This window comes from Streptomyces sp. NPDC046197, assembly GCF_040646295.1.
In the GTDB taxonomy this organism is placed as follows: domain Bacteria; phylum Actinomycetota; class Actinomycetes; order Streptomycetales; family Streptomycetaceae; genus Streptomyces.
Genome location: NZ_JBEYZY010000003.1, coordinates 87,396 through 114,050 on the forward strand (window position 1 = coordinate 87,396; position 26,655 = coordinate 114,050).

Below are 26,655 nucleotides of genomic sequence, written 5' to 3' on the forward strand. Positions count from 1 at the left end.
ATCGCACCTGTGATCGTCCGTTCGTTCAAGGACATCGAAGGCACCGACCGGCATGTGAAGGCCGCGTCCGGCACCTGGGAGAGCAAGCGCATCGTCCTCGCCAAGGAGAAGGTCGGCTTCTCCCTGCACGAGACGATCCTTTACGCGGGCACGGAGACGTCGATGTGGTACGCGAACCACATCGAGGCCGTCGTCTGCACCGAGGGCGAGGCGGAACTGACCGACCACGAGGCCGGGAAGACCTACACGATCACGCCCGGGACCATGTACCTCCTCGACGGGCACGAGCGGCACACGCTGCGCGTCAAGGAGGACTTCCACTGCATCTGCGTCTTCAACCCGCCCGTGACGGGGCGGGAGGACCACGACGAGAACGGCGTCTACCCCCTGCTCACCGAGGAGGTGTGACATCCCCATGACCACCGTCACCGATCTCTACCCCACCCGCGGCACCGCGGAGGTGAACGTCCCCCGCCAGGACCCCGTGCTCTGGGGTGCCCCCGACACACCCGGTCCGATCTCGGCCGCCGACCTCCAGGGCTACGAGCGCGACGGCTTCCTCGCCGTCGACCAGCTGATCAGCGACGAGGAGGTCGCCGTCTACCGGCGGGAGCTGGACCGGCTGATCGGCGACCCGGCGATCCGGCTCGACGAGCGCGCGATCGTCGAGCCGAAGTCCAAGGAGATCCGTTCGGTCTTCGAGGTGCACCGGATCAGCGAGGTGTTCGCGAGCCTGGTGCGCGACGAGCGGGTCGTCGGACGGGCCCGGCAGATCCTCGGCTCGGACGTGTACGTCCACCAGTCGCGGATCAACGTCAAGCCCGGCTTCGGGGCCAGCGGCTTCTACTGGCACTCGGACTTCGAGACCTGGCACGCCGAGGACGGCCTGCCGAACATGCGGACGGTGTCCGTCTCGATCGCCCTGACCGAGAACCTCGACACCAACGGCGGCCTCATGATCATGCCGGGGTCGCACCGGACGTTCCTGGGCTGCGCGGGGGCCACGCCGAAGGACAACTACAAGAAGTCGCTCCAGATGCAGGACGCGGGCACGCCCTCGGACGAGGCGCTGACCTCCCTGGCGAGCGAGCACGGCATCCGGCTGTTCACCGGCCGGGCCGGTTCGGCGACCTGGTTCGACTGCAACTGCATGCACGGCTCCGGCGACAACATCACGCCGTTCCCGCGCAGCAACGTCTTCATCGTGTTCAACAGCGTGGAGAACACGGCGGTGGAGCCGTTCGCGGCGCCGGTGCGCAGGCCGGAGTTCATCGGGGCGCGGGACTTCACTCCGGTGAGGTGACCGTGATGTGACTGCCGGGCCGGGGCCTCCTCGTGTGGGACGGGAGGCCCCGGCCCGGTCGTCATCCCGCCAGCACGTCCAGCAGGCGGTCCACGTCCGCGTCGGTGTTGTACAGGTGGAAGGCGGCCCGCAGGTTGCCCGCACGGTCGGACACCTCGATGCCCGCCCGGCTCAACTCGCCCTGGCGGTGGCCGAGTCCGGGCACGGACACGATCGGGGAGCCCGGCGCGGGGAGCGGCTCGTGGCCGAGCGAGAGCAGCCCGCCGCGGAAGCGGTCGGCCAGTGCCAGGTCGTGCGCGCGTGCGGTGTCCACGCCGAGCTCCTCCAGCAGGTCCAGCGAACGGCGGGCGCCGGCGTAGGAGAAGAGGGCCGGGCTCTCGTCGAACCGCCGTGCGCAGTGGGCGAGTTCCTCGACCGGGCCGTAACAGCTGTCCCAGGGCCGCTCCCCGGCGACCCAGCCGGCGAACAGCGGCGTGAGGCCGCCGAGGTCCTCGGGCACGACCAGGAAGGCGACACCTCGCGGGCACAGGAGCCACTTGAAGGCGACGGCGGCGACGTAGTCGTACGCGTCCGCGTCGAGGTCGAGCCAGCCGGCGGCCTGGGAGGCGTCGACGTACGTCCGCGCCCCGTGCTCACGGGCCGCCGCGCGGATCGCGGGCAGGTCGGCGATCCGGCCGTCCGCGGACTGCGCGGCGCTGACCGCAACCAGCGCCGTCCCGGGCCGCACCGCCTCGGCGACCTGGTCCAGGGGCACGCTGCGCACCTTGAGGCCGGTGCGGACGTGGAAGGGGTTCACCACGGAGCTGAAGTCGCCCTCGGCGGTGAGCACCTCGGCGCCCTCGGGCAGCGAGGCGGCGATCAGGCCGCTGTAGACCGCGACCGAGGCCCCGGCCGCGACCCGGCGGCCGGGGACCCGCAGCAGCCGGGCGAAGCAGGCGCGAGCCGCCTCGACGTCGGCGAACATGTCGGTCGGCCGCCCGACGGCCGCCGCCTCGACGGCGGTGCGCAGGGCGGCCACCGTACGGGCCGGCAGCAGCCCGCTGCTCGCGGTGTTCAGATAGGTGTTCTCCGGCGTGAACTCGGCACGGACGCGAGTCTCGAACGTCGTCTCCATGGGACCACTGTGCGGCCCGATGAAGTCGAAGTCCATTGCGGAACTTTGCGTGATTTCCCCAAGGAACGCTTATGTTTTGCCGCCGACCTGCGCCTTCGCCGCGGGACTCAGCCCTGGGGCACGGCGCACCCGTCCGGGCCACAGGCCTCGGCGCCGCCCTCGCCGATCGGCTCGAGCGGGGCGGGCCGCTCACCCCACGCCTGCGTGAGCGCCCGCGTGAAGACCTCGGCGGGCTGGGCGCCGGAGACGCCGTACCTGCGGTCGAGGACGAAGAACGGCACACCGGTGGCGCCGAGCTGCGCGGCCTCCCGCTCGTCGGCGCGGACCTCGTCGGCGTAGGCGGCCGGGTCGGCCAGGACCCGGCGGGCCCCGTCCGTGTCGAGACCGGCGGCGACGGCCAGCTCGACCAGCCGCTCGGCGTCGTCGAAGACGGAACGCTCCTCGGCGAAGTTGGCCCGGTAGAGCAGGTCAAGCAGCGCCTCCTGCCTGCCCAGCTCACGGGCGAAGTGCAACAGGCGGTGCATGTCGAAGGTGTTGCCGTGGTCGCGGTCGCGGGTGCGGTACGCGAGGCCCTCGGCCGCGGCCTGCCGGCCCAGGTTGTCCTCGCCGGCCTGCGCCTGCGCCTGACTCATCCCGTACTTCCTGGTGAGCATGGTGAGTACGGGCTGGATGTCGTCCTTGGCGCGGTGCGGGTCCAGCTCGAAGGAGCGGTGCACCACCTCGACCCGGTCGCGGTGCGGGAAGGCCGCGAGCGCCTTCTCGAAGCGGGCCTTGCCCACGTAGCACCAGGGACAGGCGATGTCCGACCAGATCTCGACGCGCATGCTTCTCGGCACTCTCCCACTCGTACGGTACGGAGACTCCCTCCGCCGATTGCCTGAACGTTCAAGCAGTGGGGTTCATTCCCCGGTCACCGACAGCCGCAGGTTGAGGTGGAGGTCGTCGCCGGACGGGGTTTCCGGGTCCCGGACCCAGCCCTGGCGGGCGTAGAAGGCCTGGGCACGGTGGTTGCCGGCGTGCACCTCCAGCACCGCCGTCCGTTTGCCGTCGGCCCTCCACTGCTCCAGGCAGGCGGCGTGCAGCGCGGTGCCGACGCCTGCACGCCAGTGGTCGGGGTCGACGTGGAACTGGAACAGCTTGACCGTTTCGGCGGGGGCGCCCCGCGGGGTGCGGAAGGAGGCGATGCCCGTCAGCCGGGCGTCGCGCACCGCGCACAGCACCTGGCCGTCGGGGCGCTCGATGGCCTGCCGCCACCTGGCCGGCCAGTCGGCGTCGGCGTCCGGGACGCCGTCCGGGTAGTACGTGGACCGGGCGCGCGTCATCAGCCCGGCGACGGCTTCCGCTTCGACCGGCAGGACGGTCCTGATCATCAGAATCCCGGCGGCCCGATGCTTCCTGATCACGCAGCGGAAGACGTGCCCGTGACCGCGGCGGTTCCGAGACGGCCGAACCCGGCCCGGCAGGGTGACGGCGGTCGTGCTCAGGTGCCGTCTCGCAGGTCGGCCGGCCAGCTCGGCCTGAACTCGATGTGGTCGTACGTGACCACGCACCCCTCCCCCAGCGGCGACTGCGTCATGAAGCCGACCAGGGCCGCGCCGGTCTCCTTCTCCCCGCCCAGGGTGAACAGGCGGACGAAGGTCCAGCGGACACCGTCCCGGGAGGCGTGGAAGGCGAGGGCGCGGCCGGTGCGGCTCATCCGCAGCCAGACGGAACTGCCCTCCACGGTGAAGGAGTTGGCGTCGTCGGAGTGTCCCTGGGTGACCACCGTGCAGACGGTGGGCACGTCCGGGGAGTACTCCAGGCAGAGCTTGGCCCAGGCCCGCTCGCCGACATGGACGTACAGGGCTCCGGCGTCGAAGGAGGCGCCGAACCCCACGGTGACCCGGGCGATCAGCTGGAAGTCGCCCTCGGGTGCCCCGAGCAGCCGGGGCGCGTCGGAGGCGGGGTCCAGTGCCTCACCGGCGGGCGACACGAACCGGTCCTGCCGGGGCCCGGCCCACCCGGAGAGCATCCCGTCCTCGTACGACCAGTGCCCGTCAGGGCCGTACGTGCGCAGGAGGAACGGGAGTTCGGGAAGTTCGACGTCCATGGAGCGAGTGTCCCAGGCGCGCAGCGGCGCACCCCGAAAGGGGCGCGGGGAACCGCGTGACCGGCCGCACACCGTCCGCAGCCCACGAACAACCGCACCCCGCGGCGCACCCCCGAGGGCTACCGTTCCAGGACGCCGTTGAACCGCCGGGGCAGCCCCAGCGGATTGTCGTCCCGCAACTCCACCGGCAGCAGCGCCTGCGGCGCGTTCTGGTAGACGACGGGACGCAGCCACCGCTCGATCGCCGTACCGCCCACGGACGTGGACGTCGACGTCGTCGCGGGGTACGGCCCCCCGTGGTGCTGGGCCGGCGCCACGGCCACCCCCGTCGGCCAGCCGTTGACCAGGACCCGGCCGGCGAGCGGCGTCAGCTCGGCAAGGAGCTCGGCGCCACGGCCCGCGCCCGCGGCCTCCTCGGCGGAGAGCTGCACGGTCGCGGTGAGGGTGCCGGGCAGCCGGGACAGGACGGCCGTCGCCTCGCTCTCGTCCTCGTAGCGGGCCACCACCGTCACCGGCCCGAAGCACTCCTCCAGCAGCAGGTCGTGGGCGCCCTCCTCCGTCAGCCTGCTCGCCGGCACGGTCAGGAATCCGGCGCCGACCGTGTGCTCGCCGCCCGCTCCCGGGGTGACCGGCGACGCCACGTCGGGCAGCTCGGCGCGCTCGGCCACGCCCGCCACGAAGTTGTCCCGCATCCGGTGGTCGAGCAGGACCCCGGGCTCGGTCTCGCCGACCGCGTCGGTGAGCGACTTGAGCAGGCCGTCGCCCGCGGCACCGCACGGCACGAGGACGAGCCCCGGCTTGACGCAGAACTGGCCGACCCCCATCGTCATCGACCCGGCCAGACCCGCACCGATGGCCTCGGCGCGCTCGGCGGCCGCGGCCTCGGTGACGAGGACCGGGTTCAGCGAGCCGAGCTCGCCGTGGAACGGGATCGGCACCGGCCGCGCGGCCGCCGCGTCGAAGAGGGCACGGCCACCGCGCACCGAACCGGTGAAGCCCGCCGCGGCGACCAGCGGGTGCCCGATGAGCTCGACGCCCGCCTCGAAGCCGTGGACGAGACCGACGACGCCCGCGGGGACGCCGTGCCGCGCGGCCGCGTCCCGCAGCACCTTGGCGACCAGCTCGGACAGGGCGGGGTGGTCGGGGTGGGCCTTGACGACGACCGGGCAGCCGGCGGCCAGCGCGCTGGCGGTGTCGCCGCCGGCGACCGAGAAGGCGAAGGGGAAGTTCGAGGCGGAGTAGACGGCGACGACACCGAGGGGGACCTTGTAGCGGCGCAGGTCCGGCACGGGCGGGGTCGCGGTGTCGTCCGGGTGGTTGATGATCACGTCGAGGAAGGCGCCCTCGTCGACGATGTCCGCGAAGGCCCGCAACTGGTAGCAGGTCCGGGCGAGTTCACCGGTGAGCCGGACGGGGCCCAGCGCGGTCTCCGCGTCGGCGGCCTCCACGAGCCAACCCTCGGCGGCCTGAAGCCGGTCGGCGGCGGTGCGCAGGAAGGCCGAGCGGGTGGCACGGTCGGCGAGCGGGCCGCGCGCGTCGTGCGCGGCACGGACGGCGGCGTCCACCTCGTGGGCCGTGGCCTCCACCGCAACCTGTTCCCGCTGCTTCCCGGTACGGGGGTCGACACTCCAGACTGGTGCTGCTGCCACCGCGAGTCCCTCCAGATGTCATGCCGCAGTCTTCGGCCGGTACGGTCGGCGGTATTCGGGCCACCCACCAGGGACGTTCGATATACTGAACGCCGTCTCTGATGATGAATGCAGTCGGAGACTATATCTCCAGGTTCTCGTCGAACAAAGGGGTCAAGGGCGATGTCGGCAGGCGAGACAGGCGGCGGGGCGCAGGTCAAGTCCGCGGTGCGGACGGTTGAATTGCTCGAGTACTTCGCCGGCCGGCCCGGTATGCACTCCCTGGCCGCGGTCCAGGAGGCCGTCGGCTATCCCAAGTCCAGCCTGTACATGCTGCTGCGCACGCTCGTCGAGCTGGGCTGGGTCGAGACCGACGCGACCGGCACGCGGTACGGCATCGGCGTCCGCGCGCTCCTGGTCGGCACCTCCTACATCGACGGCGACGAGGTCGTGGCGGCGGCCCGTCCGACACTGGACCGCCTGTCCGACGACACCACCGAGACCATCCACCTCGCCCGCCTGGACGGCACCAACGTCGTCTACCTGGCCACCCGGCAGTCCCAGCACTACCTGCGCCCCTTCACCCGGGTCGGCCGCCGGCTGCCCGCCCACTCCACGTCCCTGGGCAAGGCGCTGCTGAGCACGTACACCGACGAGCAGGTCCGCAAGATGCTCCCCGAGACCCTGCCCGCGCTGACCGAGAACACCATCACGGACCGCGAGAAGCTCATCGAGGAACTGCACCAGGTCCGCGAGCAGGGCTACGCCGTGGACCGCGAGGAGAACACGCTGGGCCTGCGCTGCTTCGGCGTGGCGATCCCGTACCGCACCCCGGCCCGCGACGCGATCAGCTGCTCGATCCCGGTGGCGCGGCTGACACCCGCCCACGAACAGATGGTGAAGGACGCGCTGTTCGACGCCCGTGACCGCCTCACGCTCGCCACCCGGAGGCTCTGAGACATGCAGGTCGTGCTCCGCCCCGTCCACGACAGCGACCTGCCGGTGTTCTACCGGCAGATGAACGACCCGGAGTCCCTGCGGATGGCCGCCTTCACCCCGAAGGACCCGGCCGACCGCGACGCCTTCGACGCCCACTGGCGAAAGATCCGCACCTCCCGCGACGTGCTGCGCACCATCCTGGCGGACGGGGACGTGGTCGGCAGTACCGCGGTCTACGGCGAGCCGGGCGAGCGCGAGGTCACCTACTGGGTGGACCGCGCCTACTGGGGACGGGGCATCGCCACGGCGGCCCTGCGCGCCCTGCTGACCGAGGTGCCCGAACGCCCGTTGTACGCAAGGGCGGCAGCCGACAACCCGGGCTCGCTGCGGGTGCTGGAGAAGTGCGGCTTCCGGGAGACCGCTCGGGCCCGGGGGTACGCCCATGCCCGGGGCGAGGAGATCGAAGAGGTCGTCCTGTCGTTGAAGGACTGAGGCTCTCCGGCGGCCCGGGGTGGAGAGGCCTCTCCCCCGCCCGGCGGAGACGGTTCGCCGTCCCGCAGGACGTGCCGACCGGGGTCCGCGCGGGAGCGTGGTCGCATGACCCAGTCACCCTCCTCCGGGCTCCCGGCTCCGCTCGAGCAGCGCACCGCCCCCACCGCCCCGGTCGCGCCTCCCGGTGGCCCGACCCGGCCCCGCCGGATCCTGCGGGCCGCCGCCATCGTCTCCTGCCTGCCGTACCTCGGCCTCAAGACCGCCTGGATCGCCGGGAGTCGTCTCGGCATCCCGAAAGGCAGCTCGCTCCTCGAGCACCCGACGACGATGGTCGTCGCGAACGGCCTCACCGTGCTGATGGACGCCTCCGTGGTCGTCCTCGCGCTGGTGCTGACCCGGCCGTGGGGGCTGAGGGTGCCCGCCTGGGCGCCGGCCTTCCCGGTGTGGGTCGCCACCGGGCTGCTCGCCCCGATCATGACCGGATTCCCGCTCCAGCTCCTGGTGAAGATCCTCGGCGGAACGGTGAACAAGTCCTCCGGCACCGGCCAGGGGCCGTTCCTCGACGAGTGGGTGTTCGGGGTGGTGTACACGGGGTTCATCGTGCAGGGGCTGACCCTCGGCACACTGACCCTGCTGTACGCCCGTGACCGCTGGGGGCACTTGTGGCGAGGGCGGGTGCGGGAACTGCCGGCCGGACTCATCGGGGCCGCACAACGTCTCTTCGCGGCCGCCGTCTGCCTTCTCGCCCTGCTCCCGCTCACCCTGCACCTGCTGTGGATCTGCGGCAGCACCGCCGGACTCGCCGCGGGACGCGCCGCGGAGCGGACCAGCGACTTCTACGTCCTCGAAGCCACCGACATCTGCTTCCTGCTGGCCGCCGTCTGCGGTGCCTGGCTGCTCGCCTTCCGGCGCGGCCGCCCGCTGCCGGTGAAGGTGCCGCTCGCCCTGGCCTGGGTCGGCTCGGGTGTCCTGACCTGCTGGGGCGCCTGGCTGTCACTGGCCTCCCTGACCGGGGTGGACGACCTCGCCGATCGGCCGACGCAGCTGATGAACGTCCTCTACGCTGACCAGATGATCATCGGTGTCCTGGTGGCGGCCCTGCTCGCCCACTTCTTCGCGGAGCGCTCCGCCGGGGCGTCGAAGCAGCCGGCGTGAGAAGGCTCGCGCTGCTGCTGTTCGGCCGCAGGGCGCGCCGCCGCTGGATCCATCTGGTCCTCGGTGGCGCCCTGGCCATGCCGTACGTTCTCGTCGGCTCGGTGGTCGTCGGCCCGCTGGTCGGCTCGTCGGACGCGTTCGGTTCCCTGCCCCTGGAACTCGGCTCGTTCGCCGTCGGGTTGCCGCTCGCCGCGCTCACCTCGCCGTTCCCGCTGACCAGGCCGATGTCGGTGGCCGCGGTGCGCGCCCTGTGCGGGATCGACGGCGACCGCCTGGCCGACGGGCCCGCGCGGACCCGGGCCGCGAAGGGGCGTACGGCGGCCTGGTTCACGCTGCACCTGGGCCTCGGCGGGATCGTCTCCGGGATGTCGCTCGCCGTACCGCCGTTCGCGGTCGTGCTGATGGTGCTCCCGCTCTTCGCCGGCCTGCGCGACTCGCGGCTGGCGCTGCCCGGATTCGTGAGCCGTCCCTGGGGGTTGGCGCTCGCGCCGGTCGTGGGCCTCGCCACGCTGCTGGCGCTCGCGGCCTGCGCGGCGGGGTGCGGTGCGCTGCTGGCCCGCTGGGCACCCGCTCTGCTCGGCCCCACTCCGGAGGACCGGCTCGCGGCCGCCGAGGCACGCCTGGCCGATCTGGCCGTACGGAACCGGCTCGCCCGCGAGCTGCACGACTGTGTCGGCCACGCCCTGAGCGCCGTCACCCTCCAGGCGAGCGCTGCCCGCCGGGTCCTGGACAGCGACCCCGAGTTCGCGCGCGAGGCGCTCGCCGCGATCGAGGACACCACGCGGCGCACGGTGGGCGAACTCGACGCCGTACTGGGCGTGCTGCGGGACGGCGACTCCCCCGGAACGGCCCCGGCCCCCACGCTGGCCGCGGACCTCGACGGCCTGCTGCGCCGTACCCGCGCCGCCGGACCCCGCGTCACGGCCGAGATCGGCGTCGACCCCGCGAACCTGCCCGAGCTGCTCTCGCGGGAGGCCTATCGCATCGTGCAGGAGGGGATGAGCAACGCGCTCCGGCACGCGGGCGGCTGCCCCGAGGTGGTCCTGCGGATCGAGGCGGCCGACCGGCACCTGGAGATCACGGTGGACAACCGGCTGGAGACGACGCTCGCTTCCCGCCCGGGCGGTGGCCACGGCCTGCGCGGTATCGCGGACCGGGCCCGGCTGCTGGGCGGCACGGCGCAGGCGGGGCCGGCCGGAGGGATGTGGCGACTGCACGTACGACTGCCGATGAAGGGACCCGTATGACCAGCCCGGCGCCGATCCGGATCGTCCTGGCCGACGACGAACGCATGGTCCGCACCGCCCTGCGCGCCATTCTCGGCGCCGAGCCGGACCTGGAGGTGGTCGGTGAGGCGGCCACCGGTGCCGAGGCCGTCTCGGTGGTGCGGGAGGTCCGGCCCGACGTCGTCCTCATGGACGTCCGCATGCCCGGGACCGACGGCATCCGGGCCACCGAGCAGATCCTCGCCACGCTCGCCGAGCCCCCGCGGATCGTGGTCGTCACCACCTTCGAGAACGACTCCTACGTCTACGACGCCCTGCGCGCCGGGGCCGCGGGGTTCCTGCTCAAGCGGTCCGAGGCCGACGCGCTCGTCCAGGCGGTACGGCTGGTCGCCCGCAGCGACACCCTGCTGTTCCCGTCTGCCGTGCGGGCGCTGGCCGTCGAGCACGCGCGCGCGTACCCCTCCCCTCCGGCCTGGGTGGCGAAGCTCACCGGCCGGGAGAGCGAGGTGCTGCGGCTGTTGGCCGGCGGACTGACCAACGCGGAGATCGCCCGGCGCATGGAGGTCGGCCCCGCCACCGTGAAGTCACATGTGGCGGCGGTCCTGGCGAAGACCGGCACCCGGGACCGTACGCAGGCGGTGATCGCCGCCTACGAGGCCGGTTTCCTGCGGGCCGACCCGCCGGATTCATGAACATCCGATGAGAAACCGGGGCGGACGGGAACGATCGGCTCCTTCCCGCCCGTCCTCCTGAGCGGGATGAACAGGACAATCAGGCGAGCCGCCGTCTTCACGCTGCTGCTGGTGTTCACTCTGCTGGTCAGGGCGACCTGGGTGCAGTTCTACGACGGCAAGGCCCTCGCGGACGACAAGGACAACCGGCGCCGGGCGATCGAGACCTACGCGCAGCCGCTCGGGAACATCATCGTGGCCGGCGGCTCGATCACGGGTTCCGCACGGACGACGAGCGGGGATCTCAAGTACGAGCGCACCTACAAGGACGGCAGACTGTACGCCGCCGTCACCGGCTACAGCTCCCAGGTGTACGGGGCCACCCAGCTGGAGGGCGTCTACCAGGACCTGCTCAACGGCACGGACAACCGGCTGAAGAGCCCCCTCGACACGATCACCGGCAAGCGGGCCGCTCCGGGTGATGTGATCACCACGATCGATCCGGACGTGCAGAAGGCGGCGTACGACGCGCTCGGCGACAAGAAGGGCGCGGCCGTCGCGATCGACCCGGCCACGGGCCGGATCCTCGCGGTGGTCTCCACCCCGTCCTACGACCCGACGGCGCTCAGCTCCGGGAACGGCAAGGTCTGGCAGCAGCTGACCCGGGATCCCGCCAAGCCGATGACGAACCGTGCGCTGCGCCAGCCGCTGCCGCCGGGGTCGACGTTCAAGCTGGTGGTCGCGGCGGCCGCACTGGAGGACGGCCTGTACTCGTCGGTGGACGAGCCGACGAGGAGCCCGGACCCGTACACGCTGCCGGGCACCACGCGGGTGCTGACCAACGAGAACCCCGGCGCGCCCTGCCGGAACGCCACGATCCGTACCGCTCTGCGGTACTCCTGCAACAACGTCTTCGCGAAGATGGCCGTCGACCTGGGTCAGGACAAGGTGAAGGCGATGGCCGGGAAGTTCGGGTTCAACGACCGGTCGCAGGACGTGCCCGTGCGGGCGTACCCGAGCGTGTACCCGTCGGGCATGGACCAGGCGCAGACCGCGCTGACCGGCATCGGCCAGTTCGACGTGACCGCGACCCCGTTGCAGATGGCGATGGTGTCGGCCGCCATCGCCGACAACGGCGAGCTCGTGTCGCCGCACATGGTGGCGCAGATCAGCGACGGCGACGGCAACGTGCTGCAGAACCACGACGACCACCCGGGCAGCAAGCGGATCGTCAGCTCCTCGACCGCCGCGCAGTTGCAGTCGGCCATGCGGACGGTCGTCGAGCAGGGCACCGGCACGAACGCCCGGCTGTCCGGTGTGACGGTGGGCGGCAAGACGGGCACCGCCCAGCACGGCGAGAACAACAGCCAGGTGCCGTACGCCTGGTTCACCTCCTACGGCAAGTCGGACGCGACCGGCAAGGAGGTCGCGGTGGCGGTGGTCGTGGAGCAGTCGGACGCGGCGCGCTCCGAGGTGAGCGGCAACGGGCTGGCTGCGCCGGTGGCCAGGGCGATGATGCGGAGCGCTCTGCGGGGCTGACCGGCGACCGGCCGGCCGTGCGCACCCGGCGAGGCCGCATGAACGTCGGCGCCCCGCGCCGGCGCCGCGCGCCGGCGCCGCGCGCCGGCGCCGCGTCGGGGTTGCGCGCCGGCGCCGCGTCGGGGTTGCGTCACTTCACGCCGAGGACCTGCTCGACCGGGTCGATCGCGAAGTAGAGCAGGAACAGGGCCGAGACGCCCCACAGGAGCCAGTTGACCTCCCTGGCCTTGCCGAGGACCGTCTTGATGAGGACGTAGGACAGGAAGCCGGCGCCGATGCCGTCGGTGATGGAGTACGTGAACGGCATCGCGGCGATCGTGAGGAAGGCCGGGATGGCGATGTCGTAGCGGTCCCAGTCGATGTGCTTGACGTGGGTCATCATCAGGAAGCCGACGGCGATGAGGGCGGGCGCGGCGGCCTGCAGCGGGACGATGGTCAGCAGCGGGGTGAGGAACAGCGCGAGGCCGAACAGACCGCCGGTGACCAGGTTGGCGAAGCCGGTGCGCGCGCCCTCGCCGACGCCGGCCGCGGACTCGATGTAGGCGGTGTTGGAGGAGGCGGAGCCCACACCGCCGGCGATCGCGGCGGCGCCGTCGATGAACAGCACGCGGCCGATGCCGGGCACCTGGCCGTTGTCGTCGAGAAGCCCCGCCTCGGCGCTGATGCCGACGATGGTGCCCATGGCGTCGAAGAAGTCCGACAGGATCAGGGTGAAGATCAGCAGGACCACGGTGATCGCGCCGGTCTCGCCGAAGGCGCCGAACAGGCTGAAGTGGCCGACGAGTCCGAAGTCGGGGGTGGCCACGATCCGGTCGGGCACCTTGGGAGTGGTCAGGCCCCAGCTCCCGATGTCGGCGACGGCGTCGATGACGATCGCGACGACCGTCATGGTCACGATGCTGATCAGGATCGCGCCCTTCACCCTGCGGGCGACCAGGGCGATGGTGAGCAGTACGCCGAGACAGAACACGAGGACGGGCCAGCCGGTGAGCCGCCCGACGGCGCCCAGTTGCACCGGCACGGTGGTGTTCGCGGCGTCCGGGATGCGGCTGACGAACCCGGCGTCGACGAAGCCGATGAAGGCGATGAACAGGCCGATTCCGACACCGATGGCCTGCTTCAGCTGCTGCGGAATGGCGTTCATGATCGCCTCGCGCAGGCCGGTGAGCACCAGGACGCAGATCAGGACGCCCTCGATGACGACCAGGCCCATGGCGTCGGCCCAGCTCATCAGTGGGGCGAGCTGGAAGGCGACGACGGCGTTGAGGCCGAGGCCGGCGGCGATGGCGAGCGGCAGGTTGCCGCCGACGCCCATGACGACGGTCATCACACAGGCCACCAGAGCGGTGGCGGTGACCAGTTGGCCCGTGTCGAGTTGGTGGCCGAACTTGTCCTTGGCGCTGCCCAGGATGATCGGATTCAGGACAAGGATGTAGGCCATCGTGAAGAACGTGGCGAAGCCGCCGCGTATCTCCCGGCCGAGGGTGGAGCCCCGTTCGGAGATTCTGAAGAACCTGTCGACGCCGTTCACCCCATGTGGCGGGGCACTTGGCCGGTCGGTCACCTTCTGTGTTTCGGACATGGCGGGACTCCTCGGGCCTGAAGGATCGGTGCGCGGGTGCTGGCTGGATTGTTCCCCCGTCGAACCGGTTTCAGGTGTTCTCCGTGTTACGGAATCACGTCCCACTCGGCATGCACCGGCAGGCGTCCGCCCGCGGTTCGGCGGGCGGACGCTTCGCACCGGTGGTGCCGGCCCCGGCGATGGCCGGCCCCGTGCGGGCTGCCCCGGACTAGCTGACGAAGTACGTCGGGTTGGGCAGCTTGTAGGTCCGGTCGGCGTAGCCGCCGTCGAGGTCGGAGTACTGGTCGCCGAAGTCGGCGATGATGTCGTAGCCGAGGTCCTCGATGTGCTCGCGGGTGCCGGACTTGTACTGGACGGTGGTGCACTTCCACGCGCCCGGGGTGGCACAGTCGCTCAGGTACGACGGCGGGTTGGCCGCGTCCTTGAGGAACATGTGGTCGGCGTCGAGATTCACGTCCGCGCCGATCTTCTTCAGGTTCTCCACGGCGGCGGAGCGCTGCGCCTCGCTCAGACCCGAGTTGTAGAAGACCTCGACACCCTTGGACGCGGCGTACTGCACCAGCTCGGGGGAGCCGAAGACGGCCGGGCGGTCGGCCTTGTTCACGTACGCGGCCCAGGTGGCCGAGTTGTACGTGTAGTTGTAGCGCTTCTCGTAGTCGAGGCTGAGCAGCAGCGTGTCGTCGATGTCGAAGACGACGGCCGGCTTCTCGCCCCGGTGGTGGGCCTTGCGCGCCGCCCGGTCGATGTAGCGCCTGGCATCGGCGTCGATGCGCGCGAGGTCACGGGCGTACGGGCTGTCCGGGGACGCCTGGTACACGCCGTTGGCGTCGGGCGCGGTGCCGTAGTAGGTGTCGATGTCCTTGACCAGGAGCCCGATGTTGTAGGGCTCGTGGGTGGAGTTGGCCGTCGACTGACCGGCGGTGGCGGCACCGGCGCCGTAGAGGGCAGTACCGGCGACGGCACAACTGGCGACGACGGCCGCCACTCTGAGGGACTTCCGCATGGAATCTCCGGATCTGGATTGGTGGTTGATGCACCAGGTCACGCATTGTCTACGCGCATCACGTACAGAGGTGCGAGGGACGTTATCCGATCGATACACAACGCAGCCCGGGGGCCACCGGCCAGAATGTGGGCCCGTCAGAAGGTCGTCGTTCCACCCTCGACCGCGGCGGAGGTGGCGCCCCCGAACACCGCGGCGGCACGCTTCACGGCGGTCTCGCGGGTGAGCCCGGGACCGACGTGCGTGATGAGGAGCTCGTGTGCCCCCTTGGCGTACGCGCCCGCTTCCTCGGGTGTGAGGTGGACCTGCCGTTCGCCTTCGCGATGGAAGTCGATCCCGGCCTCGCACAGGAAGACATCGGCCCGCCGGGCGAGTTCGTCCAGCGCCTCGCAGGGCCCGCTGTCCCCGGAGTAGGCGAGGACGCTGCCCTGGCTCTCGGCCCGCAGGCCGTACGCCTCCACGTCGTGGGCGACGGCGCGCGCGGTGAGGCGCAGGTTCCAGTGCCGGGCCTCGTGCCCGTCGTAGAGGGGCCGGAAGTCCAGGAGACCGCGGAGAAAACCGGTGTCCGACCGCCCGAAGAAGCCGGCGAGCCGCTGTGCGCAGTCCACCGGCGCGTACACCGGGACCGGGACCGGCGGGGTGAGCCCCCCGTAGGCGTAGGCGTGGACGGCGGAGAGCAGATCCGCGCTGTGGTCGGCGTGGAGGTGGGAGATCCAGATCGCCGTGAGCCGCCCCGGGTTCGTGTGCCGCTGCAACTCCGCGAAGGTCCCGGGTCCGGCGTCCACCCACACCTCGGCACCGCCGCCGCGCAGCAGGTAGCCGGAGCAGGGGTGGTCGGGGGCCGGGTGCGGGGAGGCGGTACCGAGGACGGTGAGGCTCAGGGGCATGGTGGGGAGCGTACGGTCACCGCTGCGCGGCGGCTCCCCTTTTCGGCGTGTTCGGCCGGTTCACGGCTTCCAGTGCGGGTCCCGTCCGCTCAGCCCCACTGCCCGGTCCAGGAGCGGGGCGTCCTCCGGGACGGGCACGACCGGGCCGAACAGGGCGTTTCCGCGGTTCGGGTCGTCGGCGGCCGCGCGGAGGAAGCTGTGGGACGGCCGCAGCGCGGCCGGGTCGGGCTCGTATTCCTGGCCCGTGGCCCGTGCCAGGTCCCACCCGTGGATCACCAGCTCGTCGGCGGCCACGGCGCCGGCCACCGCGCCCGGCAGATCCACGCCCCCCGCGCGGGTCGCACCGGTCCAGGCGGCCGGGTCGCGCCAGGCGTCGGCGAGCTCGTCGAGCGCCTTCGGCAGTTCCTGGCGCCAGCCGGGCCCGATGTCCGGCACGGCGGCGTTCGGGCTGGTGTCGGTGGTGGCGCCCAGATCCTTGCGGCCGGCGTCCCGGAAGGCCACCGAGAGCCCCAGCAGGTGCCCCAGCAGGTTGTGCACCGCGCAGTCCGGGCACGGCGTCCGTGCGCCGAGCTGCTCGTCGCTCACGTTCTCGGCCAGACGGGCCACGACGCGGGCCTGCGGGCCCAGGTCGAGGATCGTGTCGGTCATGGCTGCTCCTCGGTCGTTCGGATCCTTGGACGGGGAGGTACTCGGACCTCCCGCTCATGGGATAGACCGGCGGCGGCCCCGGAACTCGTCGCCGACGGCACCGGCGGATTCCGCCGGACTCCCCTCTCCCCCGCTGTGCCGGGGGCCAGGGCGTCCGCCCCGTCCGTGGGGCAGGCCCTGGAACCGGGATGACCGCGCCATCCGTGGGGCAGGCCCTGGCGCCGGTGACGACCGCGGCGCCGTTGCTTCAGAGGTCCAGGAGCGCCGAGCGGACCGCCGCGAGGTCATCGTCCGACGCCAGTCCGGCGTGGTACAGCCGCAGTTCGGTGGCCCCGAGGTCCCGCGCACGGGAGGCGTGCCGGGCCAGCGCGTCCGGGCGGCCGCCCATGCCGGAGACGATCGTGAAGTTGACGGCCAGGACGGCGCCGTCGCGCCCCTGTTCGGCGAACGGGGTGAGCGAACCGGAGCCGTCCGTGCAGGGCACGACCACGCCGTCCGCGACCGACAGGATGTGCCCGGGGTCGACGCCTGCGTTGGCACCGCAGTGGTGGGAGACCGGGTCGGCGTGCAGCAGCACCTGGAAACCCTCGGGTGCCGCCGCGCGTACCGCCGCGACCGCCGCTTCCTGGAGCGAGCGGGCGGTGGCGTCGCGCCACGCGCGGGTGGCCCTCGCCGTCGGCACACCGAGGAGCTTCTCCACGCCCGCCCAGCCTCCGCCGGAGGGCGCACCCCGCCACACCGGCTGCAGGGCGGTGCGTACGGCGTCGGCCACCTCGTCGGCGTCCAGTCCGCCTTCGCCGTAGCCGGCGCGGCAGGCGGGGCAGAAGCACAGCGACATCAGGTACTGCCCGGCGCCCCCGAGACCGACTCCGGCGGTCTTGTCGTGGGCGTGGAGGTGGGCGAGCCCGTACCAGCCGAGGGACTCCAGCTCGGTGCCGCGCGCTCCGGGCCGGACGGCCGCCTCGGCGGCCAGGTCGACCAGGTACGCGCGGGTGTCGGGCTGCGCGATGCACGGCGCCCACGGGTAGCGGTCGCCGTAGGCGTTGACGACCGAGGTCTGCGGATGCTCGGCACCCAGGCGGGAGTTGTGCGCGAGGACCACCCAGGTGTGCACGTCCAGACCGGCCTCGGCGAGCGCGGCCGCGGCCTCGCCGCAGGCGTCCCCGGGCGCCCAGTCCCCGGCCGGGTACGGCCGCAGCACGCGGCCTGCCCAGCGCCCGTCCGGGGGATACAAGGCCGCGGCGTGCCCGGCGGTCACGACCCGGTGGCGGGGATGGCGGGGGGTCAGCGCGCGCGTGGAGTGGTAGGCGGCGGCGAGCGTCACCTGTGCCACACCGAGCCCGGCGATGCGCGCCGGGGCCTCGGCGTCGCCGTTGACGTCCCAGGGGTAGACGAAGGCGGAGGCCCTCACGCGTCCTCCCCGAGCAGTGCGTGGCCGCGCTCGATGAGCTGGGCGAGCTGCTTGACGTGGTCCTCGGCCGGCTCGTGCAGCGGCGGCCGCACCTCGCCCACGTCCAGCCCGCGCAGCCGGACACCGGCTTTGACGAGGGAGACCGCGTAGCCGCGACCCTGGGCACGCAGCTCGACGAACGGGCGGTAGAAGCCGTCCAGGAGGCGGTGTGCCGTGGTGTCGTCGCCCGTGGTGAGCGCCCGGTGGAAGGCGAGGGCGATCTCGGGGACGAAGCAGAAGACGGCCGAGGAGTAGAGCGTGATGCCGATGCCCCGGTAGGCGAGCTGGGTCTGCTCGGCGGTGGGCAGGCCGTTGAAGTACAGGAAGTCGCCGGGCACTTCGCTGCGTACGGCGCTCACGATCCGCTGCATCAGGTCCAGGTCGCCGAGACCGTCCTTGAGGCCGATGACGCCGTCGGTGCGGGCCAGTTCGACCACGGTCCGCGGGGTGAACACGGCGTTGTCGCGCTGGTAGACGATGAGGGGCAGGTCGGTGGCCGCGGCCACCTCGCGGTAGTGGCGCAGCAGCCCTTCCTGGCCGGCGACGACAAGGTAGGGCGGCATGGCGAGCAGCCCGTCCGCTCCGGCCGTCGCGGCCAGCCGTGCGTAGCGCACGGCGAGCGCGGTCCCGTAACCGGCGCCCGCCACCACCGGGACGCGCCCTCGGGTCACCTCGACGGCCGCGCGGACACAGGCCTGGAACTCCTCCGGGGTGAGCGCGTGGAACTCCCCGGTGCCGCAGCACGCGAACACGGCCGCCGCCCCCGCCTCGACGCCGCGGCGCACATGGGTGCGGTAGACGTCGAGGTCGACGGAGCCGTCGGGACCGTAGGCGGTGACGGGGAAGAACAGCGGCCCGCTGGGGATGCTCAGGCGTTCGGCGAGGGGGGCTGACGTCACGGGCTCTCCCTGGGGCGGGCACTCATGCGGAACCGGCGCGGGTACACGAACCGGAGCGCGAACCGGAACTCGGACCCGGAGCTCGGACCCGGAGCTCGGACCCGGTGCATGCTTCGGACCGATGCACGTTCCTGATCCATGTCCATATTTCTGAACGCGCCCACGCTAAGGGGCCTCATCAGGGACGGTCAAGCACACGAACCGGCGACACAGCAGCGGATTCACCTGCTCCGCACCCCACTTGACGGCGCCCGGCGGCGATCCCTAGCGTGTCCGCGTATGTGAACGACGTCTACGCATGCGCCGAAGGAGACCCAGGATGTCCGCACCCCGCACCGTTCTGCTCACCGGCGCCGCCGGCGGGCTCGGCACCCTGATGCGGGGCCTGCTGCCCGGCTACGGCTACGAGCTGCGCCTGCTCGACCTCAGGCCCGTCGAGGGCGAGCCGGACGCGATCACCGCGGACCTCGCAGACCGGGAGGCGCTGCGGGAGGCGGTGCGGGGCGTGGACGCGATCATCCACCTCGCGGGCATCTCCCTGGAGGCCCCGTTCGAAAAGGTCCTCAAGGCCAACATCGAGGGGACGTACCACCTGTACGAGGCGGCCCGCGAGGAGGGCGTCCCGCGGATCGTCTTCGCCTCCTCCAACCACGCGGTGGGCTACACCCCGCGCCCGCAGGGCGACGACCCGCTCATCCCGGTCGACACGCCGCGCCGCCCGGACACCTTCTACGGTCTGTCCAAGTCCTTCGGCGAGGACCTCGCACAGCTCTACTGGGACAGGCACGGCCTGGAGACCGTCTCGGTGCGCATCGGGTCGTGCTTCCCCGAGCCGTCCAGCGTGCGCATGCTCTCGGTGTGGATGAGCCCGGCCGACGGCGCGCGCCTCTTCCACGCGGCGCTGACCGCCGAGCACGTCGGCCACACCGTCGTCTACGGCTCCTCGGCCAACACGCGGCTGTGGTGGGACCTGACGACCGCCCGTGCGCTCGGCTACGAGCCGCAGGACGACTCCGAGCCGTACGCCGAGAAGCTCATCGCCCAGCAGGGCGAGCTGGACCCGGCGAACGAGGCGCACGCCTGCCTCGGCGGCCACTTCGTCACCGACCCGCCGATCTGGCCGTACTGAGTACTGAGAGCGCTGTCCCCAGGACGCCGTATTGACGACTCCGTACTGAAGGCGCCCTCCTCATGACGCCGTACTCACGACACCGTACTGGCGGTTTCAGGACTCACCCCCCGGCGGAAACGCACGATCGCGGCGGCCGGCGGGCACCGAACGGGCCCGCCCCCGCCGTATTCGGGCATCCTCGCTGCCCGATCTCACCCCGCGCACCGCAGGAGCGCAGGTCCGAGGCGGGCACCTCGCAGGGTGAACGGGCACATACGGGCAGCATCGATCCGGCAACAGACCTGGTCAGCGGCGCGCGCCCGCTGTAGAACTTCCCCCATGGGCCCCACCGGGCCCGAACGGGCAGTACGCGAGCCGCAGGGGCGCGCCCTGGGCGAACCCCCGGCCACAGCACGGAAGCAGGTGTCGGTCATGACCACCAGGACGGCGGAGGAGCGCCAGCGGGAGATCGTGCGGGTGGCCCGTGCCACCGGCTCGGTCGACGTCACCGCGCTCGCCGCGGAGCTGGGCGTGGCCAAGGAGACCGTCCGGCGTGACCTGCGCGCCCTGGAGGACCACGGCCTGGTCCGCCGCACCCACGGCGGGGCCTATCCGGTCGAGAGCGCCGGCTTCGAGACGACACTGGAATTCCGCGCCACCAGTCACGTGCCCGAGAAGCGCCGGATCGCGTCCGCGGCGGTGGAACTGCTCGGGGACGCCGAGACGGTCTTCGTCGACGAGGGCTTCACCCCGCAGCTCATCGCCGAGGCACTTCCCAGGGACCGGCCGCTGACCGTGGTCACCGCGTCCCTGCCGGTCGCGGGCGCGCTGGCCGAGGCCGGGAACATCTCGGTGCTGCTGCTCGGCGGCCGGGTCCGCCCGGGCACGCTGGCCACCGTCGACCACTGGACGACGAAGATGCTGGCCGGCTTCGTCGTCGACCTGGCCTACATCGGCGCCAACGGCATCTCCCGCGAGCACGGTCTGACCACGCCCGACCCGGCGGTCAGCGAGGTCAAGGCGCAGGCGGTCCGCGCCGCCCGCCGCACCGTCTTCGCGGGCGTGCACACCAAGTTCGGCGCGGTCAGCTTCTGCCGCTTCGCCGAGATCGGCGCGCTGGAGGCGATCGTGACCAGCACCCTGCTCCCGACCTCCGAGGCCCACCGCTACGCCCTGATGGGTCCGCAGGTCACCCGGGTCTGACCCGGGCCCGCGGCCGTACTCCGCAGAACCCCACACCCTCTCGCAACCGTTCGTCCGCCGTTCACCCGGTAAGCCGCACGGCGGACCCCGCACATCCACATCGCGACGCCGCTCATTCTCGTTCGGCTTCCGCTTCAACACACCTACAAGCGCCCAGGAGCACCCCATGCGAACCCAGAGCCGACGAACGCCTCGCACCCTGTTTGCCGTGGCCGCCGCAGGAACGCTGATCACGCCACTGCTCGCCGGCTGCTCGGGCGCGGGCGGCGCCGGCGGCGGATCCTCCGCGCACTCCGTCAACGTCCTGATGGTGAACAACCCGCAGATGGTGGAGCTGCAGAAGCTCACCGCCGCCCATTTCACCAAGGACACCGGCATCAAGGTGAACTTCACCGTCCTGCCGGAGAACGACGTCAGAGACAAGATCAGCCAGGACTTCGCCAACCAGGCGGGCCAGTACGACGTCGCCACGCTCAGCAACTACGAGATCCCGATCTATGCCAAGAACGGCTGGCTCCACCCGATGGACTCGTACGTCAAGAGCGACACCGCCTTCGGCCAGCAGGACATCCTGGCCCCGATGCGGCAGGCCCTCACCGCCGCGGACGGCAAACTCTACGGCGAGCCCTTCTACGGCGAGTCCTCCTTCCTGATGTACCGCAAGGACGTCTTCCAGAAGAAGGGCCTGACCATGCCGGCCAAGCCCACCTGGCAGCAGGTCGCCGACCTCGCCGCCAAGGTGGACGGGGCCCAGTCCGGCATGAAGGGCATCTGCCTGCGCGGGCTGCCCGGCTGGGGCGAGGTCATGGCGCCGCTGACCACGGTCGTCAACACCTTCGGCGGCACCTGGTTCGACAAGGACTGGAAGGCGCGACTGGACTCCGCCGAGTTCAAGAAGGCCACACAGTTCTACGTCGACCTGGTCCGCAAGCACGGCGAGTCCGGTGCCGCGCAGTCCGGCTATGCCGAGTGCCTGAACAACATGACGCAGGGCAAGACGGCGATGTGGTACGACGCCACGGCGGGCGCGGGTTCGCTGGAGGCCGCGGGCTCCCCGGTCAAGGGCAAGATCGGCTACGTCCCGGCCCCGGTCGACAAGACGCAGAGCTCCGGCTGGCTCTACACCTGGGCGTGGGGCATCCAGAAGGCGTCCCGGCACGCCGACGACGCCTGGAAGTTCATCTCGTGGGCGTCCGGCAAGGACTACGAGAAGCTCGTGGGCAAGGCGGCGGGCTGGTCCAACGTGCCGGCCGGCAAGCGTGCGTCGACCTATGACATTCCGGAGTACCGCAAGGAGGCGGCCGCCTTCGCGGACGTCACCCGAGACGCCATAGCGAATGCCAAGCCGAACGACCCGGGTGTGCAGCCCCGCCCCGCGCCCGGCATCCAGTTCGTCGGTATCCCCGAGTTCACCGACCTGGGCACCAAGGTCTCCCAGGAGATCAGCTCCGCCATCGCCGGCCGGCAGTCCGTGGACAGCGCCCTGAAGAAGTCGCAGCAGCTGGCCGAGGCCGTCGCCAAGAAGTACGAGGGATCATGACCGTCACGACCTCCGCCCGGGTCGCCGCCGCCACCGCGCGGCCGGCGACCCGGCCGCCGAACCGCATGCGCGCATGGGCCACCCGGGCCCCTCTGCTGCCCGCGCTGATCTTCATGATCGCCGTGACGCAGCTGCCCTTCGTGGCGACCCTGGTGATCTCGTTCTTCGACTGGAACGCGCTCTACCCGAACGACCGCCACTTCGCCGGCCTCGCCAACTACTCCGAGGTGCTGAGCACGCCCGATCTGCGCAAGTCGGTGTGGACGACCGTCCTGCTGACCGCCACCGTGGTGCTCGTCAGTCTGCTGCTCGGGCTGGTGCTCGCGCTGCTGCTGGACCGCCGCTTCCGGGGCCGGGCGGCCGTCCGCACCATGCTGATCGCTCCCTTCCTCCTGGTGCCGGTCGCGGCCGCCCTGCTGTGGAAGCACGTGCTGTTCAACCCCGAGTACGGCCTCTTCAACGGCGTACTGCACTGGCTCGCAGGAGACGGCGCACCACAGCCGGACTGGATCTCCGAGATGCCGCTGACGGCGGTCGAAGCCTCGCTGGTCTGGCAGTGGACGCCGTTCATGATGCTGATCCTGCTGGCCGGGCTGCAGAGCCGCGACCCGCAACTGATCGAGGCGGCCCGGATGGACGGCGCGAGCGACTGGCAGGTGTTCGTCCACATCACCCTGCCGCACCTGCGCCGCTACCTCGAACTGGGTGTACTGCTCGGCTCGATCTACATCGTGCAGAACTTCGACGCGGTGTTCACCATCACCTCCGGCGGCCTGGGGACCGCGAACCTGCCCTACACCGTCTACCAGACCTTCTATCAGGCACACGAGAACGGTCTTGCCTCCGCTGCCGGTGTTCTCGTCGTCATCGGCTCGATCGCCCTCGCGACCTTCGCCCTGCGCGTCGTGTCGTCCCTGTTCCGTGAGGAGGCGTCCCGCGCATGACCACTGTCCTCACTGCTCCTGAGCGGCAACGCGCACCGCGGCGGATCCGCTCCGGTCGTGGACTCAAGGGCGCCGCCCTGGGGATGGCCGCCTGGCTGGCCGGCATCCTGTTCGTGTCGCCCGTCCTCTGGATGGCCCTGACGTCCTTCCACTCCGAGGCAAACGCGGCAACCAACCCGCCCTCCCTCACCGCCTCGCTCACACTGGACAGTTACCGGGAGTTCTTCGGCCTCGACGGGGGCGCCAGCCCGTGGCCCTCGCTGATCAACTCGACGACGGCGTCAGTGGTCTCCACCCTGCTGACCCTGCTCCTCGCCCTGCCCGCCGCGTACGCGCTGTCCATCCGGCCCGTGAAGAAGTGGACCGACGTCCTGTTCTTCTTCCTGTCCACGAAGATGCTGCCGGTGGTGGCGGGCCTGCTGCCGGTCTACCTCTTCGCCAAGAACGCGGGGCTGCTCGACAACGTCTGGGCGCTGGTCGTGCTCTACACCGCCATGAACCTGCCGATCGCAGTGTGGATGATGCAGTCCTTCCTCTCCGAGGTGCCGATCGCCGTCATCGAGGCGGCACAGATCGACGGCGCGAGGCTGCCCACGGTCCTGGGCCGCGTCGTTGCCCCCATCGCCCTTCCGGGCATCGCCGCCACCGCCCTGATCTGCTTCATCTTCAGCTGGAACGAGCTGCTGTTCGCCCGGGTGCTCACCGGTGTGGTCGCCGAGACCGCCCCAGTCTTCCTGACCGGCTTCATCACCAGCCAGGGCCTGTTCCTGGCCAAGGTGTGCGCCGCGTCGCTCGTCATCTCCCTGCCGGTGCTCGCCGCGGGGTTCGCCGCCCAGGACAAGCTGGTCCAGGGTCTGTCGTTGGGAGCCGTGAAATGAAGGCCGCCGTCATCGAGTCCGTGGGCCGCGCCGTCGTCACCGAGGTCCCGGACCCGACGCCAGGGCCCCGCGAGGTCGTCGTCGAGGTGGCGGCCTGCGGACTGTGCGGCACGGATCTGCACATCCTGCAGGGCGAGTTCGCGCCCAAGCTGCCCATCGTGCCGGGGCACGAGTTCGCGGGCGAGGTGGTCGGGGTCGGCACCCAGGTCACGGAGCTGGCGGTCGGCGACCGGGTGGCGGTGGACCCGTCGCTCTACTGCTACGAGTGCCGGTACTGCCGCACGGGCCACAACAACATGTGCGAGCGGTGGGCCGCCATCGGCGTGACCACGGCGGGCGGGGCGGCGCGGTACGCGGTGGCGCCGGTGGCCAACTGCGTGAAGCTGCCCGAGCACGTCCGTACCCAGGACGCGGCCCTGGTGGAGCCGTTGTCGTGCGCGGTGCGCGGCTACGACGTCCTGCAGTCACGGCTCGGCGCCCATGTGCTGATCTACGGCTCCGGCACGATGGGCCTGATGATGCTGGAGCTCGCCAAGCGGACCGGCGCGGCGAGCGTCGACGTCGTCGACCTGAACCCCGCGCGGCTGGAGACGGCGCGGCGGCTGGGCGTCTCGGCGTCGGCGGCGAGCGCGGACGAGCTGGACCGGCCCCAGGGCTGGGACGTGGTGGTCGACGCGACCGGCAACGCGGCGGCGATCCAGGACGGCCTCGACCGGGTCGCCAAGGCGGGCACGTTTCTGCAGTTCGGGGTGGCCGACTACGCGACGCGGGTGACGATCGATCCGTACCGCATCTACAACCAGGAGATCACGATCACCGGGTCGATGGCCGTCCTGCACAGCTTCGAACGGGCGGCGGAGCTGTTCGCGAACGGGGTGCTGGACCCCGAGGTGTTCATCAGCGACCGGATTCCGCTGGAGCGGTACCCGGAGGCGCTGGAGCAGTTCGCGGCGGGGGTGGGGCGGAAGATCGTGGTGGTGCCGTAGGGCGGCCGGGGGGGCGCCGCACCCGTTTGCCGGGTAAGGGAACGGTAAAGCGCCCCCGCTCGTTACCCCCCACATGACAGCTATGACCCCCGGCTCGAACATCCCGCTCTCCGCCGCCCGCGTGACGGTGGACGTCGCCGCACCGGTGCGGCTCGACGTTTCGGGCCTGCTGCTCACCGCCGACGGCAAGGTGCGCTCCGACGACGACTTCATCTTCTACAACCAGCCGACCGGCCCGGGCGTGACCTACCGCTCGGGCGGCGGCACCGCTCCCGACGCGATCACCGTCGACACCTCGGCCGTGCCGCCCGGTATCGAGAAGATCGTCGTCACCGCCAGCCCGGACGCCGCGGGCCAGACCTTCCAGGGCATCGAGCCCACGGCCACGATTCGCGACGCGGACGGCGGTTCGGTCCTGGCCACGTTCACTCCGCCGCGCCTGGGCACCGAGACGGCACTGGTGGTCGTGGAGATCTATCTGCGGGGCGGCCAGTGGAAGGCGCGTGCCGTCGGCCAGGGGTATGCCAACGGGCTCGCGGGCATCGCGACCGACTTCGGCGTCACGGTGGAGGAACCGGCCCAGGCGCCCGCCGCCCCGGCGCGGCCCGCACAGCCGGCGCCCCCTGCCGGTGCTGCCGCTCCCGCACCCGCAGCCGCACCCGCGCCCGTTGCCGCCCCCGCTCCTGGTGCCGGGAAGATCAACCTGGACAAGGGCCGGGTCAGTCTCCAGAAGAACCAGACCGTGTCCCTCGTCAAGGGCGGCCGTCCCCTGCTCTCCCAGGTCAAGATGGGCCTCGGCTGGGAACCGGCGTTCCGCGGCGCGGACATCGACCTGGACGCGTCGGTGATCGCGTACGGCCCGCAGCGCAACCACATCGACAGCTGCTACTTCGGCAAGCTGGCCATCCTGAACGGCGCGGTGAAGCACTCCGGCGACAACCTCACGGGCGAGGGGGCGGGCGACGACGAGGTCATCGTGGTGGACCTCGGCCGCCTTCCCCAGGAGGTCACCGCTCTGGTCTTCACGGTCAACTCCTTCTCCGGCCAGAAGTTCACCGAGGTCGCCAAGGCCTACTGCCGTCTCCTCGACGCCGCCACCGGCGAGGAGCTCGTCCGCTTCGACCTCACCCACGCCGAGCCGCAGACGGGCGTGATGATGGCGAAACTGATCCGGCAGTTCTCCGGCGAATGGGAGATGACCGCCATGGGCGACTTCGTCAAGGCCCGCACCGTGCGCAACATGGTCCAGCCGGCGGCCCAGGCGCTCTAGCGGGCGGTACGAAGGTCACGGGCGCCCTCCGGCCCGGGGCGCCCGCCCCTCAGTCTCCGCCTCGGTCTCCGTCGCGGCTTCTGCCTCGGTTTCCGTCG

General features: G+C 71.6%; 26 protein-coding genes. 15 read left to right on the forward strand and 11 right to left on the reverse strand.

What is annotated here, in order from left to right:
• Nucleotides 1–9 precede the first annotated feature (9 nt).
• Both AB0A61_RS05540 and thpD read left to right on the forward strand, forming a co-directional pair.
• The gene (locus tag AB0A61_RS05540) at nt 10–408 is read left to right on the forward strand and encodes an ectoine synthase (protein WP_361286521.1); all 399 of its coding nucleotides are present in this window, start codon (nt 10–12) and stop codon (nt 406–408) included.
• Between the two features lie 7 nt (nt 409–415).
• Nucleotides 416–1,303 (forward strand): ectoine hydroxylase, encoded by an 888-nt coding sequence (gene thpD / locus AB0A61_RS05545; protein ID WP_361286524.1) that lies wholly within the window; start codon nt 416–418, stop codon nt 1,301–1,303.
• A 61-nt stretch (nt 1,304–1,364) separates the two neighbouring features.
• Here thpD and AB0A61_RS05550 read toward each other — a convergent pair whose 3' ends face one another.
• The 5 genes from AB0A61_RS05550 to AB0A61_RS05570 all read right to left on the reverse strand — a co-directional run bounded on the left by AB0A61_RS05550 (nt 1,365) and on the right by AB0A61_RS05570 (nt 6,155).
• Complete coding sequence (locus AB0A61_RS05550; protein ID WP_361286527.1) at nt 1,365–2,453, reverse strand: aminotransferase class V-fold PLP-dependent enzyme; 1,089 nt, start codon at nt 2,451–2,453, stop codon at nt 1,365–1,367.
• Between the two features lie 71 nt (nt 2,454–2,524).
• The gene (locus AB0A61_RS05555; RefSeq protein WP_361286530.1) at nt 2,525–3,241 is read right to left on the reverse strand and encodes a DsbA family oxidoreductase; all 717 of its coding nucleotides are present in this window, start codon (nt 3,239–3,241) and stop codon (nt 2,525–2,527) included.
• Between the two features lie 75 nt (nt 3,242–3,316).
• Nucleotides 3,317–3,787, reverse strand: a complete 471-nt coding sequence (locus tag AB0A61_RS05560) for a GNAT family N-acetyltransferase (RefSeq protein WP_361286533.1) — start codon at nt 3,785–3,787, stop codon at nt 3,317–3,319.
• 110 nt (nt 3,788–3,897) lie between these two features.
• Nucleotides 3,898–4,506: a DUF1349 domain-containing protein gene (locus AB0A61_RS05565; RefSeq protein WP_361286536.1), complete on the reverse strand. Its 609-nt coding sequence runs from the start codon at nt 4,504–4,506 to the stop codon at nt 3,898–3,900.
• Between the two features lie 119 nt (nt 4,507–4,625).
• Nucleotides 4,626–6,155, reverse strand: coding sequence for an aldehyde dehydrogenase (NADP(+)) (locus tag AB0A61_RS05570; protein ID WP_361286539.1), 1,530 nt, complete (start codon nt 6,153–6,155; stop codon nt 4,626–4,628).
• A gap of 162 nt (nt 6,156–6,317) precedes the next feature.
• Here AB0A61_RS05570 and AB0A61_RS05575 point away from each other — a divergent pair, with 162 nt between their 5' ends.
• The 6 genes from AB0A61_RS05575 (at nt 6,318) to AB0A61_RS05600 (ending at nt 12,156) form a co-directional block, all read left to right on the forward strand.
• On the forward strand, nt 6,318–7,091 hold the full coding sequence (locus AB0A61_RS05575; protein ID WP_361286542.1) for an IclR family transcriptional regulator: 774 nt from the start codon (nt 6,318–6,320) through the stop codon (nt 7,089–7,091).
• Nucleotides 7,092–7,094: 3 nt separating this feature from the next.
• Nucleotides 7,095–7,565, forward strand: a complete 471-nt coding sequence (locus AB0A61_RS05580; protein WP_361286545.1) for a GNAT family N-acetyltransferase — start codon at nt 7,095–7,097, stop codon at nt 7,563–7,565.
• A gap of 105 nt (nt 7,566–7,670) precedes the next feature.
• Nucleotides 7,671–8,720 carry a hypothetical protein gene (locus AB0A61_RS05585; RefSeq protein WP_361286548.1) on the forward strand — a complete coding sequence of 350 codons (1,050 nt, stop codon included), beginning with the start codon at nt 7,671–7,673 and terminating at the stop codon, nt 8,718–8,720.
• Nucleotides 8,717–9,967, forward strand: a complete 1,251-nt coding sequence (locus tag AB0A61_RS05590) for a histidine kinase (protein ID WP_361286551.1) — start codon at nt 8,717–8,719, stop codon at nt 9,965–9,967. The genes AB0A61_RS05585 and AB0A61_RS05590 overlap by 4 nt, the downstream gene beginning before the upstream one ends.
• Entirely contained in the window at nt 9,964–10,638 is a 675-nt protein-coding gene (locus AB0A61_RS05595; protein ID WP_361286554.1) for a response regulator transcription factor, read from the forward strand. Before AB0A61_RS05590 ends, AB0A61_RS05595 begins: the two co-directional genes overlap by 4 nt.
• Nucleotides 10,639–10,704: 66 nt before the next feature.
• Entirely contained in the window at nt 10,705–12,156 is a 1,452-nt protein-coding gene (locus AB0A61_RS05600) for a penicillin-binding transpeptidase domain-containing protein (protein WP_361286557.1), read from the forward strand.
• A gap of 130 nt (nt 12,157–12,286) precedes the next feature.
• On the opposite strand, the gene AB0A61_RS05605 is transcribed toward AB0A61_RS05600, so the two are convergent.
• The 6 genes from AB0A61_RS05605 to AB0A61_RS05630 form a co-directional block, all read right to left on the reverse strand.
• A complete protein-coding gene (locus tag AB0A61_RS05605) occupies nt 12,287–13,738 on the reverse strand; it encodes an NCS2 family permease (RefSeq protein ID WP_361286560.1) in 1,452 nt (483 codons plus the stop codon).
• A gap of 208 nt (nt 13,739–13,946) precedes the next feature.
• Nucleotides 13,947–14,741 carry an HAD family acid phosphatase gene (locus AB0A61_RS05610; protein ID WP_361286563.1) on the reverse strand — a complete coding sequence of 265 codons (795 nt, stop codon included), beginning with the start codon at nt 14,739–14,741 and terminating at the stop codon, nt 13,947–13,949.
• Between the two features lie 137 nt (nt 14,742–14,878).
• Nucleotides 14,879–15,628, reverse strand: a complete 750-nt coding sequence (locus tag AB0A61_RS05615) for an MBL fold metallo-hydrolase (RefSeq protein ID WP_361286566.1) — start codon at nt 15,626–15,628, stop codon at nt 14,879–14,881.
• 60 nt (nt 15,629–15,688) lie between these two features.
• A complete protein-coding gene (locus AB0A61_RS05620) occupies nt 15,689–16,276 on the reverse strand; it encodes a TIGR03086 family metal-binding protein (RefSeq protein ID WP_361286569.1) in 588 nt (195 codons plus the stop codon).
• 247 nt (nt 16,277–16,523) lie between these two features.
• Nucleotides 16,524–17,687 (reverse strand): hypothetical protein, encoded by a 1,164-nt coding sequence (locus tag AB0A61_RS05625; RefSeq protein WP_361286572.1) that lies wholly within the window; start codon nt 17,685–17,687, stop codon nt 16,524–16,526.
• The gene (locus AB0A61_RS05630; protein ID WP_361286575.1) at nt 17,684–18,625 is read right to left on the reverse strand and encodes a 5-dehydro-4-deoxyglucarate dehydratase; all 942 of its coding nucleotides are present in this window, start codon (nt 18,623–18,625) and stop codon (nt 17,684–17,686) included. Before AB0A61_RS05630 ends, AB0A61_RS05625 begins: the two co-directional genes overlap by 4 nt.
• Before the next feature lie 319 nt (nt 18,626–18,944).
• On the opposite strand from AB0A61_RS05630, the gene AB0A61_RS05635 reads away from it, so the two are divergent.
• From AB0A61_RS05635 to AB0A61_RS05665, 7 genes are all read left to right on the forward strand, one after another.
• Complete coding sequence (locus AB0A61_RS05635) at nt 18,945–19,754, forward strand: NAD(P)-dependent oxidoreductase (protein ID WP_361286578.1); 810 nt, start codon at nt 18,945–18,947, stop codon at nt 19,752–19,754.
• Nucleotides 19,755–20,168: 414 nt separating this feature from the next.
• Nucleotides 20,169–20,939: a DeoR/GlpR family DNA-binding transcription regulator gene (locus AB0A61_RS05640; protein ID WP_361286581.1), complete on the forward strand. Its 771-nt coding sequence runs from the start codon at nt 20,169–20,171 to the stop codon at nt 20,937–20,939.
• Between the two features lie 166 nt (nt 20,940–21,105).
• The gene (locus AB0A61_RS05645) at nt 21,106–22,479 is read left to right on the forward strand and encodes a sugar ABC transporter substrate-binding protein (RefSeq protein ID WP_361286584.1); all 1,374 of its coding nucleotides are present in this window, start codon (nt 21,106–21,108) and stop codon (nt 22,477–22,479) included.
• On the forward strand, nt 22,476–23,423 hold the full coding sequence (locus AB0A61_RS05650) for a sugar ABC transporter permease (RefSeq protein WP_361286587.1): 948 nt from the start codon (nt 22,476–22,478) through the stop codon (nt 23,421–23,423). The genes AB0A61_RS05645 and AB0A61_RS05650 overlap by 4 nt, the downstream gene beginning before the upstream one ends.
• 83 nt (nt 23,424–23,506) lie before the next feature.
• The gene (locus AB0A61_RS05655) at nt 23,507–24,301 is read left to right on the forward strand and encodes a carbohydrate ABC transporter permease (RefSeq protein ID WP_361287301.1); all 795 of its coding nucleotides are present in this window, start codon (nt 23,507–23,509) and stop codon (nt 24,299–24,301) included.
• Complete coding sequence (locus tag AB0A61_RS05660; RefSeq protein ID WP_361286590.1) at nt 24,298–25,287, forward strand: zinc-dependent alcohol dehydrogenase family protein; 990 nt, start codon at nt 24,298–24,300, stop codon at nt 25,285–25,287. The genes AB0A61_RS05655 and AB0A61_RS05660 overlap by 4 nt, the downstream gene beginning before the upstream one ends.
• Nucleotides 25,288–25,369: 82 nt before the next feature.
• On the forward strand, nt 25,370–26,557 hold the full coding sequence (locus AB0A61_RS05665; protein WP_361287303.1) for a TerD family protein: 1,188 nt from the start codon (nt 25,370–25,372) through the stop codon (nt 26,555–26,557).
• Nucleotides 26,558–26,655 lie beyond the last annotated feature (98 nt).

Excerpts from the sequence above, each read along its gene's own strand:
- thpD (WP_361286524.1), top strand. The coding sequence starts at position 416 with ATGACCACCGTCACCGATCTCTACCCCACCCGCGGCACCGCGGAGGTG.
- AB0A61_RS05550 (WP_361286527.1), bottom strand. The coding sequence starts at position 2,453 with ATGGACTTCGACTTCATCGGGCCGCACAGTGGTCCCATGGAGACGACG.
- AB0A61_RS05555 (WP_361286530.1), bottom strand. The coding sequence starts at position 3,241 with ATGCGCGTCGAGATCTGGTCGGACATCGCCTGTCCCTGGTGCTACGTG.
- AB0A61_RS05560 (WP_361286533.1), bottom strand. The coding sequence starts at position 3,787 with ATGATCAGGACCGTCCTGCCGGTCGAAGCGGAAGCCGTCGCCGGGCTG.
- AB0A61_RS05565 (WP_361286536.1), bottom strand. The coding sequence starts at position 4,506 with ATGGACGTCGAACTTCCCGAACTCCCGTTCCTCCTGCGCACGTACGGC.
- AB0A61_RS05575 (WP_361286542.1), top strand. The coding sequence starts at position 6,318 with ATGTCGGCAGGCGAGACAGGCGGCGGGGCGCAGGTCAAGTCCGCGGTG.
- AB0A61_RS05580 (WP_361286545.1), top strand. The coding sequence starts at position 7,095 with ATGCAGGTCGTGCTCCGCCCCGTCCACGACAGCGACCTGCCGGTGTTC.
- AB0A61_RS05585 (WP_361286548.1), top strand. The coding sequence starts at position 7,671 with ATGACCCAGTCACCCTCCTCCGGGCTCCCGGCTCCGCTCGAGCAGCGC.
- AB0A61_RS05595 (WP_361286554.1), top strand. The coding sequence starts at position 9,964 with ATGACCAGCCCGGCGCCGATCCGGATCGTCCTGGCCGACGACGAACGC.
- AB0A61_RS05600 (WP_361286557.1), top strand. The coding sequence starts at position 10,705 with ATGAACAGGACAATCAGGCGAGCCGCCGTCTTCACGCTGCTGCTGGTG.
- AB0A61_RS05605 (WP_361286560.1), bottom strand. The coding sequence starts at position 13,738 with ATGTCCGAAACACAGAAGGTGACCGACCGGCCAAGTGCCCCGCCACAT.
- AB0A61_RS05610 (WP_361286563.1), bottom strand. The coding sequence starts at position 14,741 with ATGCGGAAGTCCCTCAGAGTGGCGGCCGTCGTCGCCAGTTGTGCCGTC.
- AB0A61_RS05615 (WP_361286566.1), bottom strand. The coding sequence starts at position 15,628 with ATGCCCCTGAGCCTCACCGTCCTCGGTACCGCCTCCCCGCACCCGGCC.
- AB0A61_RS05620 (WP_361286569.1), bottom strand. The coding sequence starts at position 16,276 with ATGACCGACACGATCCTCGACCTGGGCCCGCAGGCCCGCGTCGTGGCC.
- AB0A61_RS05635 (WP_361286578.1), top strand. The coding sequence starts at position 18,945 with ATGTCCGCACCCCGCACCGTTCTGCTCACCGGCGCCGCCGGCGGGCTC.
- AB0A61_RS05640 (WP_361286581.1), top strand. The coding sequence starts at position 20,169 with ATGACCACCAGGACGGCGGAGGAGCGCCAGCGGGAGATCGTGCGGGTG.
- AB0A61_RS05645 (WP_361286584.1), top strand. The coding sequence starts at position 21,106 with ATGCGAACCCAGAGCCGACGAACGCCTCGCACCCTGTTTGCCGTGGCC.
- AB0A61_RS05650 (WP_361286587.1), top strand. The coding sequence starts at position 22,476 with ATGACCGTCACGACCTCCGCCCGGGTCGCCGCCGCCACCGCGCGGCCG.
- AB0A61_RS05655 (WP_361287301.1), top strand. The coding sequence starts at position 23,507 with ATGGCCGCCTGGCTGGCCGGCATCCTGTTCGTGTCGCCCGTCCTCTGG.
- AB0A61_RS05660 (WP_361286590.1), top strand. The coding sequence starts at position 24,298 with ATGAAGGCCGCCGTCATCGAGTCCGTGGGCCGCGCCGTCGTCACCGAG.
- AB0A61_RS05665 (WP_361287303.1), top strand. The coding sequence starts at position 25,370 with ATGACCCCCGGCTCGAACATCCCGCTCTCCGCCGCCCGCGTGACGGTG.